19 protein-coding genes are annotated in these 17,536 nt (G+C 39.4%); 15 read left to right on the forward strand and 4 right to left on the reverse strand.

The window, feature by feature from the left end:
• Positions 1–60: 60 nt before the first annotated feature.
• Positions 61–1,752 carry a MucBP domain-containing protein gene (locus tag RU86_RS01845; RefSeq protein WP_096813777.1) on the reverse strand — a complete coding sequence of 564 codons (1,692 nt, stop codon included), beginning with the start codon at positions 1,750–1,752 and terminating at the stop codon, positions 61–63.
• A 383-nt stretch (positions 1,753–2,135) separates the two neighbouring features.
• Here RU86_RS01845 and fmt point away from each other — a divergent pair, with 383 nt between their 5' ends.
• The 9 genes from fmt to folP all read left to right on the forward strand — a co-directional run bounded on the left by fmt (position 2,136) and on the right by folP (position 10,788).
• Positions 2,136–3,065: a methionyl-tRNA formyltransferase gene (fmt, locus tag RU86_RS01850; protein WP_096813778.1), complete on the forward strand. Its 930-nt coding sequence runs from the start codon at positions 2,136–2,138 to the stop codon at positions 3,063–3,065.
• The gene (gene rsmB, locus RU86_RS01855) at positions 3,058–4,371 is read left to right on the forward strand and encodes a 16S rRNA (cytosine(967)-C(5))-methyltransferase RsmB (RefSeq protein ID WP_096813779.1); all 1,314 of its coding nucleotides are present in this window, start codon (positions 3,058–3,060) and stop codon (positions 4,369–4,371) included. Before fmt ends, rsmB begins: the two co-directional genes overlap by 8 nt.
• A 134-nt stretch (positions 4,372–4,505) precedes the next feature.
• A complete protein-coding gene (locus RU86_RS01860) occupies positions 4,506–5,252 on the forward strand; it encodes a Stp1/IreP family PP2C-type Ser/Thr phosphatase (protein ID WP_096813780.1) in 747 nt (248 codons plus the stop codon).
• A 1-nt stretch (position 5,253) separates the two neighbouring features.
• Positions 5,254–7,182 (forward strand): Stk1 family PASTA domain-containing Ser/Thr kinase, encoded by a 1,929-nt coding sequence (pknB, locus tag RU86_RS01865; protein ID WP_096813781.1) that lies wholly within the window; start codon positions 5,254–5,256, stop codon positions 7,180–7,182.
• Positions 7,183–7,322: 140 nt separating this feature from the next.
• Positions 7,323–7,592, forward strand: coding sequence for a 30S ribosomal protein S15 (gene rpsO, locus RU86_RS01870; RefSeq protein WP_047916262.1), 270 nt, complete (start codon positions 7,323–7,325; stop codon positions 7,590–7,592).
• A gap of 190 nt (positions 7,593–7,782) precedes the next feature.
• Positions 7,783–8,145, forward strand: coding sequence for a dihydroneopterin aldolase (folB, locus tag RU86_RS01875; RefSeq protein ID WP_096813782.1), 363 nt, complete (start codon positions 7,783–7,785; stop codon positions 8,143–8,145).
• Positions 8,138–8,638, forward strand: coding sequence for a 2-amino-4-hydroxy-6-hydroxymethyldihydropteridine diphosphokinase (gene folK, locus RU86_RS01880; RefSeq protein WP_096813783.1), 501 nt, complete (start codon positions 8,138–8,140; stop codon positions 8,636–8,638). The genes folB and folK overlap by 8 nt, the downstream gene beginning before the upstream one ends.
• A gap of 150 nt (positions 8,639–8,788) precedes the next feature.
• A complete protein-coding gene (gene folE / locus RU86_RS01885) occupies positions 8,789–9,364 on the forward strand; it encodes a GTP cyclohydrolase I FolE (protein ID WP_047916259.1) in 576 nt (191 codons plus the stop codon).
• Entirely contained in the window at positions 9,364–10,788 is a 1,425-nt protein-coding gene (folP, locus tag RU86_RS12290; RefSeq protein ID WP_245810455.1) for a dihydropteroate synthase, read from the forward strand. The genes folE and folP overlap by 1 nt, the downstream gene beginning before the upstream one ends.
• Positions 10,789–10,821: 33 nt before the next feature.
• Here the strand turns inward: folP and RU86_RS01900 are convergent, their stop codons facing one another.
• Positions 10,822–11,550, reverse strand: a complete 729-nt coding sequence (locus RU86_RS01900; protein ID WP_096813784.1) for a 3-oxoacyl-ACP reductase — start codon at positions 11,548–11,550, stop codon at positions 10,822–10,824.
• Between the two features lie 58 nt (positions 11,551–11,608).
• Positions 11,609–11,848: a DUF2829 domain-containing protein gene (locus RU86_RS01905; protein ID WP_096813785.1), complete on the reverse strand. Its 240-nt coding sequence runs from the start codon at positions 11,846–11,848 to the stop codon at positions 11,609–11,611.
• A 78-nt stretch (positions 11,849–11,926) separates the two neighbouring features.
• Between RU86_RS01905 and spx the strand changes: the two genes are divergently transcribed.
• The 6 genes from spx (at position 11,927) to tig (ending at position 16,373) form a co-directional block, all read left to right on the forward strand.
• Entirely contained in the window at positions 11,927–12,322 is a 396-nt protein-coding gene (gene spx, locus RU86_RS01910; RefSeq protein ID WP_047916670.1) for a transcriptional regulator Spx, read from the forward strand.
• A 2-nt stretch (positions 12,323–12,324) separates the two neighbouring features.
• Complete coding sequence (locus RU86_RS01915; RefSeq protein ID WP_096813943.1) at positions 12,325–12,603, forward strand: UPF0223 family protein; 279 nt, start codon at positions 12,325–12,327, stop codon at positions 12,601–12,603.
• On the forward strand, positions 12,572–13,342 hold the full coding sequence (locus RU86_RS01920; protein ID WP_096813786.1) for an inositol monophosphatase family protein: 771 nt from the start codon (positions 12,572–12,574) through the stop codon (positions 13,340–13,342). Before RU86_RS01915 ends, RU86_RS01920 begins: the two co-directional genes overlap by 32 nt.
• Before the next feature lie 110 nt (positions 13,343–13,452).
• The gene (gene murA, locus RU86_RS01925) at positions 13,453–14,736 is read left to right on the forward strand and encodes a UDP-N-acetylglucosamine 1-carboxyvinyltransferase (protein WP_096813787.1); all 1,284 of its coding nucleotides are present in this window, start codon (positions 13,453–13,455) and stop codon (positions 14,734–14,736) included.
• Positions 14,729–14,917, forward strand: coding sequence for a DNA-directed RNA polymerase subunit beta (locus RU86_RS01930; RefSeq protein WP_096813788.1), 189 nt, complete (start codon positions 14,729–14,731; stop codon positions 14,915–14,917). Before murA ends, RU86_RS01930 begins: the two co-directional genes overlap by 8 nt.
• 172 nt (positions 14,918–15,089) lie before the next feature.
• Entirely contained in the window at positions 15,090–16,373 is a 1,284-nt protein-coding gene (tig, locus tag RU86_RS01935; protein WP_096813789.1) for a trigger factor, read from the forward strand.
• 137 nt (positions 16,374–16,510) lie between these two features.
• Here tig and proC read toward each other — a convergent pair whose 3' ends face one another.
• A complete protein-coding gene (gene proC / locus RU86_RS01940; RefSeq protein ID WP_096813790.1) occupies positions 16,511–17,290 on the reverse strand; it encodes a pyrroline-5-carboxylate reductase in 780 nt (259 codons plus the stop codon).
• Positions 17,291–17,536 lie beyond the last annotated feature (246 nt).

Here is a 17,536-nt window from a genome sequence, read left to right on the forward strand (position 1 = left end):
AAATTTAACGTATTTTGTCTTCAGTCTGATATGAGAAGAAATTCTCATATTTTTTGCTTACTATTTTTTAGTTCTTAATTTCAATACTGATAGTGTACCAGCAAGTATGACTGATGCAAAACCTAGGAGTAAAATCAGAGGTGAGTTACTTTGATTTTCACCTGTTTGAGGTAAGGTGTTTGTAGGTGATTTAGTGACAGTCGTGGTAACTTTACTTCCTACACTTGGGTTACTCCCAGTTGAGGGGACACTATTCGAAGTATAAATATATGTTACAGTTTGTAGCTGATTAGTAAATTGTCCGCTAGTATTACCTGTTACGTTTTTGTAAGTGAAACCAGCTATATCTTTTTTAACTGTACTGTAAGGATCGCCTATATTTCCTGATGTCACAATATCATCTGAAATAGATGTGCCGTTGGTATCTACATATCTCGTCGTAATATTGCCGCCTGCTACACCGGTTAATGGTGTTTTTACATATTTATAGGTAACTGTTTGTGGCTGATCAGTGAACTGTCCGCTGACAGCACCAGCAACCTCCTTCAAACTATAGCCTGGAAAGGCGAGTTGTTCTGTCTGATAGTTTTCTCCAACGCCACCAACCAAGAGTTGTTCGGGTGAAAGCTTAACATTGTCTTGATCGATATAGTTTACAGTAACATTTCCACTAGTATTTGCAAAATGAAGATTGATTCGCAAGTTAATGTCTTTAGTTGATCTGTCTTCGTTATAAGACAGCAGCGCATAGGGACCGTTAGGGAAGTTAATGCTTTTGTCAGTTTCAATGAATTCTTTTCCTGCTAAGTCAGCATAGTTCACAAAAGGAGATAAAGTGAACTGAATGCCATCTTTAGTTGGTATAGCAGTATATGAGCCGCTCTCAAAATTTACTTTCGTGATGTGATCAATAGAGGCGAAATCTATATTAAGCAATTTTAGCTTTGAATAGCTCAAATAAAATGATTTATAATTTAGTTGATTAAGATAGATATCATTCATAAAATACACATTATGTGGGTCTACTTGAATTCTAGAGTCCTGCATGTTTATGCCATTTGGGAATATAGCTGGTAGATATCCATGTGCAATGATAGTCATATTTTGAAGGGAATCCATTGGTGTCCAGTTTATTGGATGTGCTTCTAGATAATTCAATGAGTCCATATCCTGGCTATCCAACAATTCTACAGAAATACTTTTAAAATATTCTAGTCCTTTATAAGATGGTAGATAAAAGAAATCTCGTCCTAAACCATTATCATAATTGACCGGTAGGTCTGTGTCAGATAATAGTTCTTTTGTGAGTTGTGACTTGGGAACTCCCAAGATCTGTACTAGAAAATCTTGAAGGTTGGTATCTGGCATCCAAGAATCAAGAGACTCGTTATCGTTCAAAAGATTAACAGGGCTTGTATTTTCAGTCATCAAAGCAGCTGACTGTAGTTTCTGGGGACTGTTATTTGTCTGTATATTTTTAACCGATTGTATATTTTGCTTGCTATCCGAAGTTGATGCAGCATCTGGAAGAATTGCCTTGTTGGGCTCTGAAGGTGGTATAATGGGGACACTAGTTGCGACAGTGGTATCGTCTTTTTTATCAGATGAACTGAGCGTAGTAACTGGAGTTTTAACGTCTTGTTTTCGTTCTTGAGTCTCCTCAGTAGCTGTAGTCGTGTTTGCCAGTGCTGGCAAAGATGTACTTGAGAGAACAAGGCCTAAGGCGATTAAGGTTGCTGTTTTTTTTAACATAAGTAGTCCTTTCTATGGTTAACATATATATTATGAAATTATTATATCATAATATTCTAAATATTTAGTATAATTGTGTTATATTATTTTTTTCACAAATATTTATTATAATTAAGCTATAGGGATGTTCTTATAAACCAAGTGGAATAGGTAGTATTCGGAAATAATAGTTTATCTTATTTTATTAGTTATAATTAATTGTTCTGAAGTTAACCGGTCTACCTGATTTATAGAGGAAGTTTCTATGGTTAAGCCGTCTAAAAAATATGGGGGTGCACATAACTATATTTAGTTTAAATATACCTGTCAGTTATGAGGGTAGAATTAGATGTGGTATAATGACTTCATAAGCATTTTATATGAACAATAGAAAGAAATAGTGAATGACAAAAATAATTTTCATGGGAACGCCAGCTTTTTCAGTTCCAGTTTTAGATGGCTTGATTGATAGTGGTTACGATGTCCTTGCTGTCATAACACAGCCTGATCGTGCAGTGGGTCGAAAAAAAGAGATTAAGATGACACCTGTCAAGGAAGCAGCCTTGCGGCATCAGTTACCTGTCTATCAACCTGAAAAACTATCAGGGTCACCTGAGATGGCTGAATTGATGGCCCTTGGTGCTGATATGATTGTGACCGCAGCCTTCGGTCAATTTTTGCCTGAAAAATTACTTCAGTCAGTCAAACATGCTGTTAACGTACACGCAAGTTTATTACCTAAATACCGTGGTGGTGCGCCAGTTCACTATGCCATTATTAATGGTGATGAGGAAGCCGGTGTCACCATCATGGAAATGGTGAAAAAAATGGATGCTGGGGATATGATATCTCAAAAAGCGATCCCAATTACGGATGCAGATAATGTTGGTACAATGTTTGATAGGCTAAGTATTGTGGGCAGAGATCTATTACTTGCTACCTTACCTGACTATTTAGCGGGTAAACTATCACCTGAGCCACAAGATGAGAATCAGGTAACTTTCTCTCCAAATATTACACCGGAAGCAGAAAAAATTAGTTGGCAGTCCACTGCACGTGATGTTGCCAATCAAGTTCGTGGTATGTCACCATGGCCAGTTGCCCACACCACTTGGCAAGGGGCACGTTTTAAATTACATGATGTCAGTGTGGTTGATGGGTCTGGGCGTCCAGGTCAAGTTATCGAAAAAACAAAGAAAACACTTGTGATTGCAACCGAAAAAGGGGCAGTCAGTTTGCATACTGTGCAGCCAGCAGGTAAACCTAAAATGTCTATCCAAGATTTTTTAAACGGATTAGGCAAAACGATTAATATTGGAGATCAATTTGAGTAACAATCCTCGCCGAGTGGCACTTTCAGTCATAAATGACGTCTTAAACAATAATGCTTATGCCAATATCGCACTTAATGAAAAAATTAAGTCAGAGAATTTGACAGAATTAGACAAGAATCTCGTGACTAATCTTGTTTATGGCACAATCTCAAAGAAGTTGACTTTAGATTGGTATACCAAACCTTACGTTAAAAAAACAAAGAAGTGGGTAAAAAATCTTTTAGCGATGACGGTTTATCAGATTATCTACATGGATAGGATTCCGACATCAGCAGCAGTTGATGAGGCAGTTAAAATTGCTAAAAAGCAGGGAGACCAGCGGTTATCAGGATTTGTTAATGGCGTATTGCGTAATTTTACACGTGCTGACTTCCGTTCATTTGATGAAATTTCAGATTCAACTGAGAAATTATCTATCCAGTATTCTATGCCCATCGACTTGACTAAAAAATTCGTCAAGTCATTCGGATTTGAAAAAACGGTTAAAATATTTAGAAGTATAGAAGAACCAAGTCGTGCGAGTCTTAGAGTCAATACGACGCTGACAGATGTAACAACAGAATTTAATAAATTAGCTAGAGAGTTTGATGTTGAGTTATCAGAAATCTCGCCAACTGGTATCGTTGCTGAATCTGGTCACTTTGCAGATTTACTGGATTTTAATGATGGGCTGATTACGATACAAGATGAGTCTAGTCAACTGGTTGCCACTGTTTTAGATGCACAACCAACAGATAGGATTCTAGACGCCTGCGCTGCACCCGGTGGTAAGACAGTTCATATTGCAGAATACTTATCAGAAGCAGGCTATATAGAAGCTTTAGACTTATATGATCATAAGCTACGACTCATTCGTCAAAATGCGGAACGCTTACACCAAATAGAAAAAATTAGGTTAACAAAATTAGATGCACGCCAAAGTTTTGAAAAATTCGGTCCGGATAGTTTTGATAAAATTTTAGTCGATGCACCGTGTTCTGGTCTGGGGTTAATTCGCCGTAAGCCTGATATCCGATACCGCAAAGAAACGACAGACTTTGCTGACTTGCAAAAAGTGCAGCTTGACATTCTAGAAAATACTTGCAAAACCCTTGTCAATAGTGGTATCATGGTTTATAGTACATGCACTATTTTCGATGAAGAAAACTACCAAGTAATTGAAAAATTTTTGGCGAAACATCCTGAGTTTGAACAAGTGCCTCTGACGCATGAAAAGTCGGACCTTGTCAAAAATGGTTGTCTTTTCATTACACCAGATGCTTACCATACAGATGGCTTCTTTATTGCAAAGTTGCGTAAAAAGTAAGGGTTGATCATATTTTACTTACTGTTTAGGTTTAGCTAAATCGAAAACTATCGTGACACTTATTTTTAAATTAAATAGTTATGAGAATGTCATTAGCGTTAATTGCTATTCTTAAAACTTGAATGAGGACATACATGAAGTACAGTATCTTGTCAGACGTTGGGCAAAAACGCACCAACAATCAGGATCATGCCGACACCTATGAAAATTTACAGGGTGAGCGGATTTTTCTGCTTGCAGACGGTATGGGTGGTCATAAAGCCGGTAATGTCGCAAGTAAACTCGCAGTTGAAGACTTAGGTAAAGCATGGTCAGAGACTGACTTTACAAGCGAAACAGCACCTAGTGATATCCAGTCTTGGCTGCGAACACAAATTCGTGCGGAAAATCAAAATATCGCAAATCTAGGGAAGCTAGATGATTATAAAGGGATGGGAACAACACTTGAAGCGGTTGTCGTCCAAAAGCACCAAATTATCAGTGCACATGTGGGTGATTCTAGAACACAAGTTATCAAAAATGGCGAATTGATCCGAATTACGCGCGATCATTCTTTGGTGCAAGAGTTAGTTGATGCGGGTGAAATAACTGCTGAAGAAGCTGAAAAACATCCAAATAAAAATATTATTACGCGCTCCCTTGGGCAACCAGTAGATGTGGATGTTGATACATTGACTTTAGAAATCGATGTTGATGATATCATTATCATGAGTTCTGATGGGTTGACCAATATGGTTTCTGGAGAAGCAATCATTGAAACTGTTCAAAGTGATACAGACTTGACTAGTCAAGCAGAAACACTAGTTGGCATAGCAAATGCGAATGGTGGATTAGATAATATCACGGTGGTTTTAGTTAAATTTGATAAAGGGGACCTGTAAGATGATACAAATTGGAAAAATCTATGCAGATCGTTACCGAGTGATTAAAGAAATTGGTCGTGGTGGGATGGCCAATGTTTATTTAGCAGAGGATACCTACTTAGATAATCGCCAAATAGCTATCAAGATTTTGCGGTCAAATTTTGAAAATGACAGTTTAGCAATTGCACGTTTTCAACGTGAAGCTTATGCCATGTCTGAGTTAAATCATCCCAATATCGTAGGGATTTCTGATGTAGGGGATGCAGACGACCAACAGTATATCGTGATGGAATATATAGATGGTCTGACACTCAAACAATATATTAATGAACATGCACCATTGGCAAATGAAGAAGTAGTCCGAATTGCCTCTGAAATTCTAGTTGCTATGGATTTGGCACATAGAAGTGGTATCATTCACCGTGATTTAAAGCCGCAAAACATCCTCATCACGAAAGATGGCACTGCTAAAGTAACAGATTTTGGTATTGCCAAGGCCTTATCAGAAACATCATTAACGCAGACTAATTCGATGTTTGGTTCGGTCCACTACCTGAGTCCAGAGCAGGCAAGAGGTAGTAATGCCACGCCGCAGAGTGATCTATATGCCATTGGTATTATCATCTATGAAATGCTGACAGGCAAGATTCCATTTGATGGCGATAGTGCCGTAACGATCGCCTTGAAGCATTTTCAAGAAAATCTGCCGAGTGTTATCAATCAAAATAGAAATGTTCCACAAGCCTTAGAGAATGTTGTGATCAAAGCGACAGCTAAAAAATTATCAGACCGCTATCTTAATGCGTCTGAGATGAGCAATGATTTAGGTCTTGCATTGAGTGAGGCGCATGCACATGACCCTAAGCTTACTTTTGTTAGTGATGTTGATGCAACAAAAGTATTACCTAAGATGATGATTCCTGATAACGGGAATACAGACAAACTAGTCCATAAAGTGACTAAAAATCCAGATAGCAATGATAAAGATAGCGGGTTGGAGTCACTGAATGCAAAGGGTAAGAAAAAAAGAATCCCTAAAGGGCTTATCGTCGTTGGCATCATTGGTCTGATACTTGCTACGATTATTACTGCCCTTGTGCTAACAACGCCCAAAGAAGTCAAAGTGCCAGATCTAGCTAAAATGACAGTGTCTGAAGCTAAAGCTACCCTGCAAAAGAAAAAACTTAAAGTTGGGCGGGAAATCCCTGAAGTTAGTGAGCTAGGTAAGGGCGTGGTGACACATACCAATCCGGATGCAGGCACTGTGAAAAAAGAAGGGGCTAGTATTGACCTTTATGTGTCAAAAGGTGGTAATGTTATCAAGCTCAAAAATTACGTTGGCCGAGATGTGAATGAAGCGGTTGATGACCTAATTCTTAAATACAACGTTGATGAAGCACGTATCAAAAAGAAATTCGTTAAGTCCGATAGTGTTGAGTCTGGTAAAGTTGTCAAACAGACGCCTAAAAATGGTGGCTTATTTGACCTGGATGGGTCTGGCGATATTACTTTTGAAGTATCAGAAGGGAATCAAATAACGATGCCGACTTATTTGCAAGGCGGCTTAAGTATCAAGACTGTTGCAAACGTCAAAGCCGAGTTGCAAAATATGGGTGTCGCTGCGTCTGATATTACAATTGAGTTTACACCAACGACAGATCAAAGTGCGGATGGCTATGTGATTAGCTCTACGCCAGCACAAGGTCAATCGTTCAATGTTAAAGGGACGAAAATCGTGCTCACTGTCCTACAATTTGATGCAACATCAGCCAGCAAAGCAGCATCAGATTCTGTTGCAAAATCAGAGAGTGAATCAAAAGATGCCGCTTCTAAATCAGCGGAAGAATCCAAATCTAAGAGTGCAGAAGACGCAAGTAAAGCCAATCCTTCAAGTTCTCCATCTTCAAGTTCTAAATCAACTGATTCAACGACAAAACCGAGCTCGTAATGAGTTGACAGCAAGAAAAAAATCTGTATAATAGATAGCGTACCAACTGTTTCTGAGCTTTGCGACAGCCAAACGTCTGGCACGGAAACAGCAATAAAAGTAGGATTGAGCCCAGCTCAATCAATAAAAAGGAGAAACACATGGCAATCTCAAAAGAGAAAAAAACTGAAATCATCAAGCAATATGCACGTACTGAAGGGGACACTGGTTCACCAGAAGTGCAAATCGCTGTATTGACTTGGGAAATTAACCACCTTAATGACCATATTCAAGACCATAAAAAAGACCACGCTACTTACCGTGGTTTGATGAAAAAAATTGGTCACCGTCGTAATTTACTTGCTTACTTACGTCAAAAAGATATTCCACGTTACCGTGAATTAATCTCTTCACTTGGTCTTCGTCGTTAATCTAAAAAATCTCAGATTATCTGGGATTTTTTTTGTTAGCCATTAGTGAAGTTGTAAAATTTGATTGAAAAATATGATAAACTAGTAATAGCGTAGATTAAGACTTGGCGCCAGTACCTCGGTTAGACATTGATGGTAGTGGTGTTGAGGAACGTTGTTTAACTTTGATACTAAAATTAGAGGAGTAACTATGGGACAGATTCAAATTACAAATATGCGTTTTTATACATACAATGGTGTTTTTTCTGAAGAAAAGACACTTGGACAACAAATTTCAATAGATGCAGTTGTACATTATGATATTGAGAACAAAGTAAAAGATGATGACTTAACAACGACAATTTCCTATGCAACTATTTATGAGATTATTCGTGAATTTGTGACACATCACAATTTTAATCTCATGGAGTCAGTAGCTAACGGTGCGCTTAATCTGCTACTAGAAAAGTTACCGATGGCTGAAAAAATCCAATTATCAGTTAAAAAATATTCGGTGCCTATTGCAGGGGTCTTTGATGATATCATCATTACGGTGGAGGGATATAATGCCTAAGGTTTATTTAAGCATTGGGACGAACATTGGTGATAAACTGGCTAATCTACAAACAGCAGTTGATAAACTAGCAGCGCTTTATGCTATTTCAGCTGTGTCCAAAGTTTATGAAACACAACCAGTTGGTGAAGTTGTACAAGATGATTTCTATAATATCGCCATTAGCTTAACCGTTCCTGATGGGGTAGCACCAACGACCTTACTAGCGCAAACTCAGCAAATAGAAAAAGAGATGAAGCGTGTTAAAACGATTCATTGGGGCCCTCGGACGATTGATTTAGATATTCTGAGGTTTGGCGATGTGACTTATCAAACAGAAGCATTAACAATCCCGCATATAGAAATGGCAAATCGCCGTTTTGTTTTACAGCCGCTACTAGAAGCAGCGCAGATGATTCGTGATAGCCTGGTGATCAAGCAGACAGAACAATTGCTAGAGGAGACAAGTGATCAGAACTGGGTTAGACCGATAGCCGATACGATTCAGTATTGACTGCGCTTTCAGATTTGATTCGCTAGTTTAATAAGGTGTTCAACCGTCAAGTAAATAGGCTCAGAATGAGGATTCCTTGCAACCTAGTACGATCTGATGCATCATCTCTAGCTTGATTTTTATTCTTAACGCCCTAATTAGAAAGTATTTATGAAAAAAAACTACCAAGAAAACAAACAGCATATTGAAAGTGGCACGAAGAAATTGTTACAGGCAATTGGTGATGATCCAACGCGTGATGGCTTGCTTGAAACACCAGAGCGGGTATTCAAAGCTTATTCAGAAATTTTTGCATCAACTGGTGAAACACAATTTGATAATTACAAGCTATTTCCAACAGACCAGGATGCGGATATGGTAATCGTGGGTGACATCCCCTTTTATGCCATGTGTGAGCACCATCTCCTCCCATTTTTTGGCACTGTAAGTGTCGGTTATGTGCCAGATGGTGAGATTATTGGCTTGAGTAAAATTCCTAGATTAGTCGATTGGGCGGCTCGTAGACCAAGTGTACAAGAAAATCTAACGGCCTTGATTTGCTCGGAGATGCAACGCATTGTTCATCCAAAAGGGATTGCAGTGCATGTCCACTCTCGTCATATGTGCATGGAAATGCGTGGCATTAATAGACCTGGGACCTTTACGACAACGAGTCTTTATAAAGGGGACTTAAAAACGGATGCTTTTTTGCGTCAAGAATTTATGATGAAAGTGAGTGATAAGTGATGTTACCGCATCGGATTATTTTTGCGTCTAATAACTCGGCTAAGACAGCGGATGTCGCTAAATTCTTTCACCTGTATGGCGTCTCACTTATTAACTATCGTGAGTTAATCGCAGAGCAAACATTTCCTGAGGAAACCTTGGATGATCAAGCAGGTAACGCCAAACATAAAGCCTTGTTTATTCACGAGTTATTACCAGATGAGTATGTGCTAGGTGATGATTCTGGCATGTTCTTATCCGCTTTTCCAGAGCGCTTTGGTCTAACGACTGCTCGGGAGTTTAAGGCTTTAAGTTTGCAATCAGTTGAGGCAGAAAATCAGTACGTCCTAGACTTATATCAGGCAGGGGATGACCGTAGCGCCTATCTTTCAGCGGTTTTTGTCCTTATCACACCGAAAAAGAAGCTGCTAATCACTGAGGGACGAGGTGGTGTCGCGATTGCTTCAAAGGCCAGTGGTAGCTTTGGTGCTGGTTTAGATACAATTTTTCTGACCGAGTCTGGAAAAACAATCGCTGATCTGACAGTTGTACAGCAATTGACTTATCAGCACCGAGGTCGGGCAACAAAACAGCTACTTGCGCTATTACAAGATGATGTGGTGAGTTGGCAAGCCAATGGGCATCAAATTCAGCAAGAAACAGGTATCATCTATGGGATATTAAACGTTAGTCCAGAGTCATTTTATAATGGAGAACATGTTGGTGGTCTAGCAGAATCTTTGCTGCAAGCTTCACAACAATTAGCAGAAGGCGCGGATATCATCGAGGTTGGTGGTCAATCAACGAGGCCAGGATTTTCAGAGTTGACAGTTGCAGATGAGATCAATCGAATTGTCCCTGTTATCCAAGGGATAAAAGCAGCACACCCCTATGCAGTTGTTGCTGTTGATACTTACAAGTATGATGTCATGGTCGCAGCAATTGAAGCTGGTGCAGATATTATAAATGATATTAACGGATTTACAGATGACGCTCGAAAACTTGAGTTGCTAAGTCAAACTGAAGTTGGTTTGCTAAGTATGTTTAATCCGCGTGATCAGGAGCTATCCGATGATATTTCTAGGGATATGATTAGCTGGTTTTCTAAAAATCTAACTGCTATTGAACAGGCTGGTATCGCACGGCAACGGATAGCCCTTGATCCGGGAATTGGCTATTCTAAGAACTCGGATGTCAGGCAAGATTTGGCAATGATGAATACAGTAGGCAAGTTAAAAGTCTTTGGCAGGCCCATTATGACAGCTGTTTCAAATAAAGGCTGGGCCAAGTACCTGTTTGACCTACCTAAAGACGAACGTGCTAGCTTGTCACTTGTGGCCGCAACAGAAATGTATCGGAGAGGGGCTAAGCTTCTTCGGGTTCATGATGTCAAATCAGCGCGTCAACTCGTAAGTTTTGTTGCACTATTAGAAAACGCACACTGATCAGCTAAGTCAGTGTGCGTTTTTATCATAGGATTATTTGAGTGTCCAACCACCATCGATTTTCAAGATTTCACCGTGCATATAACTGGCCTTTCCAGATGCCAAGAAAAAGGTCAAATCAGCAACTTCTGATGGTGCTGCCCATCGTCCAACGGGGGTTTCGTTAGCTACCCAATCAGCCATTTTGCCATCATCTAATTCAAAATCTTTTTTGGTCATTGCGGTCTGGATAGCACCAGGTGCGATGCCAAAAATTTGAACGCCAGATCTAGCATAGTCTAGGGCTAATTGTCTGGTGAACCCGGCTAATGCGTGTTTGGCAGTCGTATAGGCAGCACCACCACCGCCAGCGACGAAGCTAGCGATGGAGCACATATTGATGATGATACCAGACTTTTGCGCGATCATCTGTGGTAGAAACTGGCGTGTCAGTTTAATAACAGGACCTAGATTTGTCTGCCAAATCGTGTTAAACTCGTCATCTGATATCTCAAGTAAAGGCTTGTAATCATCTAAAATACCTGCGGTATTACAAATAATATCAAAGGTATTCGGCAGTCTGGAGAAGACGAGGGTCAGGTCAGTGACTAAATCTACTTTGAAAAAATGAAAATTAGGGTGAGCGAGATTAATCGGATCTTGCTTGTCAATCCCGTATACAGTGTCTCCATGCTTTAAAAAAAGATCAGCTTGCGCAAGGCCAATTCCTGAAGAACAGCCCGTAACAAGAATGCGACGGGCTGTATGTGGTGTGTTTTTCATGAGCTAATATCCTATATTTTGTCCTTGCTAACGATTTATCCTTTGTAGATAAAATCAGTTAGGCAACAACTTGCCAGTCATTTGCTAAAATATCGCATGGTGTTGGACTCCACATAGAGTAGCCTTCGCCTTCACCTGATACATTAATCAAGAAATAAGGCGTCACATCTAGTGTTTCGCCTGTTTCCAGTGTGATGGTATGAAAGAGTTTGACAAAGTTTTCAGCACCACCCCAACCAGTTGTTCGAACGGCTTTTCCGCCGCTTTTGAGAATTGGTAATATCTGTTCAAAATTCATAATTACATTATACCAGAATTTTGGTATAATGAAGAGACTACTAACTTATTAAATTTAGTGAAGTGAAGTGAGATGACTATGATCAATTTATACTTATCACCGAGTTGCACGTCTTGCCGCAAAGCACGCGTGTGGTTTAACAGCTACGGTGTCCCATTTGAAGAACATAATATTTTAACACAACCGATGACAGCAGAAGACTTAAAGTCAATTTTGGCTAAAACAGAAAATGGAACAGAAGATATTATCTCGACCAGAAGTAAGGTGTTTCAAAAGTTAAATGTTGATGTCGATGAATTAACGATGAACCAGCTTATTTCTTTGATTTCAGAGCATCCAAGTTTACTACGTAGACCGATTATTGTTGATGAAAAAAGAATGCAAATCGGGTTTAATGAAGATGAAATTCGGGCATTTTTACCACGGTCATATAGACAAGCAGAATTACGTGATGTCATGAGTTCGGGAGCTTGATGATGGCAGATAATTATCAATATCCACTAGACTTAAGGTGGACAAGCCAAGAATTAGGACAGGTTGTCACGTTTTTTAATCAGGTTGAAGCATTCTATGAGACAGGTGTGTCTCGCTCGGCTCTATTAGCTGCTTATCGTGTATTTAAAGAAGTCGTCCCTTCGAAAATGCAAGAGAAACAAATGGACCGTGACTTTGAAAAAGCATCAGGATACTCGACTTATAGAGCCCTACAGGAGGCTAAAACTAGTGAGCGACAATCGATTAAATATCAAGCTTGAGTTTGCAAAAGAAGTCGTCAAGCATGCAGGTGCTTATATCAAAGCACACATGACTGATACCTTAGAGATTTCGGAAAAAACACACTTTGATGATTTAGTAACCAATCTTGACCGTGAGGTGCAAGATATGCTCATTACTAAGATTCAGGAGTTATTTCCAGGTGATCACATTTTAGCTGAAGAAAATAATGTCAGACATGATATCAATGACGGCAACGTTTGGGTGATAGATCCGATCGATGGGACAACAAATTTTATCGTGCAAAAAGATAATTTTGCTGTCATGCTGGCCTATTATGAGTCTGGTATTGGTAAGCTAGGGCTTATTTTGGATGTCATGAAAGAGACTCTTTATTGGGGAGATGGCAGCGCAACCTATAAAAATGATGCGCAAATTAGCTTATCGGTAGCGCCATTAGCTCAAAGTTTGATAGGTGTCAGTACCTATATGTATCGGACAAATGCGGGTGGTTTGTTAGACTTGAGTCATCAATCATTAGGTGTTCGTGCGATTGGGAGTGCCGGTATAGAATATACCAACATTCTTGATGGTAAAATATGGGGGTATTTCAGTAATTTATCCCCTTGGGATTATGCAGCGGGTGCCATACTGATCGCCCCATTTGGCTATGTGACAGTCCAACTTGATGGTAGCCCAATGTCTTTTGAAGGCCGTCAGATGATGATGTCCATTCCAAAGCAGCAATTAGAGATGCTAAGTCGCCCTATCCAAAACTAACAGCAAAAAACGGAGGGTTACCTACCGTTTTTTTGGTTAGTCCATGATATGAACACAAAAAAAGTAAATATGATATAATTTTGTAAAAGATAAAATGTGAAAGAAGAGCAATGGATAAAATAATAATCAATGGTGGGCAGACAAAACTTGAGGGTCAAGTCGAGATTGAAGGTGCTAAAAATGCAGTGTTACCGCTTTTAGCAGCAACAATATTACCATCTGAAGGAGAGACAGTACTCTGTAATGTCCCAATTCTTAGTGACGTCTATACGATGAATGCAGTGATTAAACACCTCAATATTCCATTAACTTTTGATGAAGCTAAAAAGCGTGTGCGCACACAAGCAGCGACAGACGTTGCTATTGAAGCACCTTATGAATATGTGAGTCAAATGCGGGCTTCTATTGTTGTGCTAGGCCCAATTCTTGCACGTAATGGTCATGCACGTGTCTCTATGCCTGGTGGGTGTACAATTGGCTCACGGCCGATTGATCTACACATCCGTGGTTTACAAGCGATGGGAGCTGAAATCACACAAAATGGTGGCTTTATCGAAGCAAAAGCGGCTGAACTTCACGGTGCCCATTTTTACATGGATTTTCCATCTGTTGGGGCGACGCAAAATATCATGATGGCAGCGACATTGGCTAAAGGTACCATGGTATTAGAAAATGCAGCTCGGGAACCAGAAATCGTTGACTTAGCTAACCTGCTAAATAAAATGGGTGCCGATGTCAAGGGTGCTGGTACTGATACGATCGTCATCAAAGGTGTTGAGAAGATGCATGGCACATCGCACAGTGTTGTCCAAGACAGAATCGAGGCAGGCACGTTTATGGTTGCAGCGGCAATAACCAAGGGGAATGTGCTGATTCTTGATGCAGTGCGTGAACATAACAGACCTTTGTTATCGAAGCTCTCTGAAATGGGTGTAGCGATCATTCAAGAAGAAGATGGCATCAGAATCATCGGGCCTGAAACGTTGAAGCCTGTGACAGTTAAAACCTTACCTCACCCCGGTTTTCCAACAGATATGCAAGCACAGATGACAGCTGCTCAAGCAATCGCTAAGGGGGAGTCTGTCATGATCGAAACCGTTTTTGAGAATCGTTTCCAACATCTTGAAGAAATGCGTCGTATGGGCTTGTCTGTTGATATTTCAAGAAATACAGCCAATATTCAAGGTGGCAGTCATTTTTCGGGTGCAGAAGTACGCTCAACGGACCTCCGTGCTAGTGCCGCTTTGATTCTCTTAGGTATGGTTGCAGATGGTACAACAACTGTCGGGAATTTGAAGCATTTAGATCGTGGCTACTATAAATTCCATGAGAAATTAGCCAGCTTAGGGGCAGATATTAAACGCATTCATTTGGAAGGGCAAGACGATGTTTAAAAAGACGATTAAATTTTTGGGACTACGCATTTCATTAATTTTACTGGTTGTTATTTTAATGGCGCTTGCGATTGTGTTAGGCCTTATGCTGGGATATGGCGGTCTAGGTGGTAAAAATCCTGGGGATGTTTTCCGACCAAGTATCTGGCATGATTTTTTTAGTAAAATGAGTGGCAAGTAATATTTTGCTAATAATATGAAGCAACAATCTTTGACAGGCTATATAAATACTTGATTTGTAGGCATTATTATGCTAAAATAAACAAGTTGAACTGACGTTTATACTTTTTGGATGCCAAGATTTATTTCCTTAGAGATAAGCACAAATAGATTATAAATTAGGAGAAATACAAATGACTGCAAGTTTTGAAAAAACTGGTGTAAATAACGGGACCTTAACTTTTACAATCGAGCAAGATCTCATTGCAAAAGGTCTTGATGCAGCTTTCAATAAAGTTAAAAAGAACCTAAACGTACCTGGTTTCCGTAAAGGTAAAGTATCACGTACAATTTTTAACAAAATGTATGGTGAAGCATCACTTTATGAAGAAGCATTAAATGCTGTTTTACCTGAAAGCTATGATGCAGCTGTAGTAGAAGCTGCTATTGAGCCAGTTGCGCAACCTAAAATTGATATTAAATCAATGAATGAAGGTGAAGCATGGGAAATTACAGCTGACGTTATTGTAAAACCTGAAGTTAAACTTGGTGACTATAAAAACCTTGAAGTTTCTGTTGATGTTGACAAAAACGTGACGGATGCTGATGTTGATGCTAAAATTGAAGCAGCACAAAAAAATCTTGCTGAATTAGTCATCAAATCAGATGCTGCTGAAAATGGTGACACTGTTGTCATTGATTTCGAAGGTAAAGTTGACGGCGTTGCTTTTGATGGCGGTACTGCAGAAAACCACAGCCTAGAACTTGGTTCAGCATCATTTATTCCTGGTTATGAAGAGCAATTAGTTGGTCATAAAGCTGGCGAAACAATTGAAGTGAAAGTAACTTTCCCTGAAGATTACCAAGCTGAAGATTTAGCTGGTAAAGATGCTGTCTTTGTTACAACGATTCATGAAGTTAAAGCTAAAGAAGTACCTGAAATTGATGATGAATTAGCTAAAGATATCGACGAAGAAGTTGAAACATTAGCTGAACTTAAAGAAAAATATAAAACACAATTAACTGAAGAAAAAGAAACACAGTATACAGATGCTGTTGAGACAGCTGCGATTGAAACAGCTGTTGCAAATGCAGAAATCGTTGAATTACCAGGTGAAATGGTTCATGATGAAGTACACCGTGCCATGAATGAATTCCTTGGTAACATGCAACAACAAGGTATCTCTGCTGATATGTACTATCAATTAACAGGGACATCTGAAGAGCAACTTCATACACAATTTGAAGGTGATGCTGATAAACGTGTTCGTACAAACCTCGTGATAGAAGCTGTAGCAGCTGCTGAAAACTTTGTAACAACACAAGACGAAATTGATACTGAAATTTCTGAGTTAGCTGAATCATACAACATGCCTAAAGAAGAAGTGATGAAGCTTTTACCAACTGACATGCTTAAACATGATATTGCAGCTAAAAAAGCTGTAGAAGTAATCACTTCTACAGTAGTTGTAAAATAAATTGTTAAAAAGAGATGAGCCGATATCACATTGGTTCATCTTTTTTTAACAATTTATTAGGCTAAGCATCATTAAAAACGCTATATCTCAGCTAGATATAGCGTTTTTAGGTTAGTGATTGAGACAGCTAGTAAGCCTTACTTAGACATGGCTTTGTTCTTATCAACTGTTGCTGTGATGGCATCGATCACTGTTGCGACAAAGTTGTTTTGCTCTAAACTTACGACACCAGCGACGGTTGTCCCACCTGGGCTTGAGACATTATCAACCAAGGTCCATGGGTTGAGATCAGAAGAGAGTAACATCTCAGCACTTGCAAGGACTGTTTCAGCTACAATCTTAGTGCTCACATCTTTTGGCATGCCATGTAAGACACCTGCACGACTCATGGCATCTATAAACATATAGATGTAGGCAGGCGAGCTACCGGCTAGGGCAGTGAAGGTGCCGAAATCTTTCTCAGAAAGTTCATGCACGCTACCGATACTTTCAAAAATAGCGGTGACAGTAGCAAAAGTGTCATCCGAAACGTTGGTATTTCTTGTGATGCCTGTCGTTGATTTCTGAATCGCCGCGTTAATGTTTGGCATGACTCTGATTAGCGATTGCTTGCTAGTGGTTAGTGACGCCAAATCAGACAAGGTCATACCTGCTGCGATTGACACAAGCGGTTTATTTATCTCATGCGCGCTTAATATATCTGGAATGATATGTGGTTTAACAGCAAGCACAACAATATCTGAGCTCTCAATCAACTCAGCATGGCTAGCTGCTGCTTTGATGCCTAACATCTCAGCAGTTTTTTGTGTGGTATCAAGGGTACGTCCGGATATTTGAATGCTGAATGTATCTTTGTCCAAACCGTTTATGATGGCTGATGCCATTTTTCCTGCGCCAATAAAACCAATAGCAATCATGATGTGCTCCTTTGTTTAGCTAAATTAAGTTGTCGATGCATAAAGGGAAGTGTCATAAAAAGTGAACTTAAAATCCCCTGTTTTATCTATTTTACCATAAGTTTACTTGATAATTCAAAAGGACTGATAACGGCTAAATATGAACATGGTACAAAATTAAGACGATCTAATTACATAACCTATTGAATAACAAGATGAGACAAAAGCCATGAGAACCGTATTATTTAAGACAAAATAAGAGATTAT

The organism is Pseudolactococcus piscium (assembly GCF_002441695.1).
GTDB lineage: Bacteria > Bacillota > Bacilli > Lactobacillales > Streptococcaceae > Pseudolactococcus > Pseudolactococcus piscium.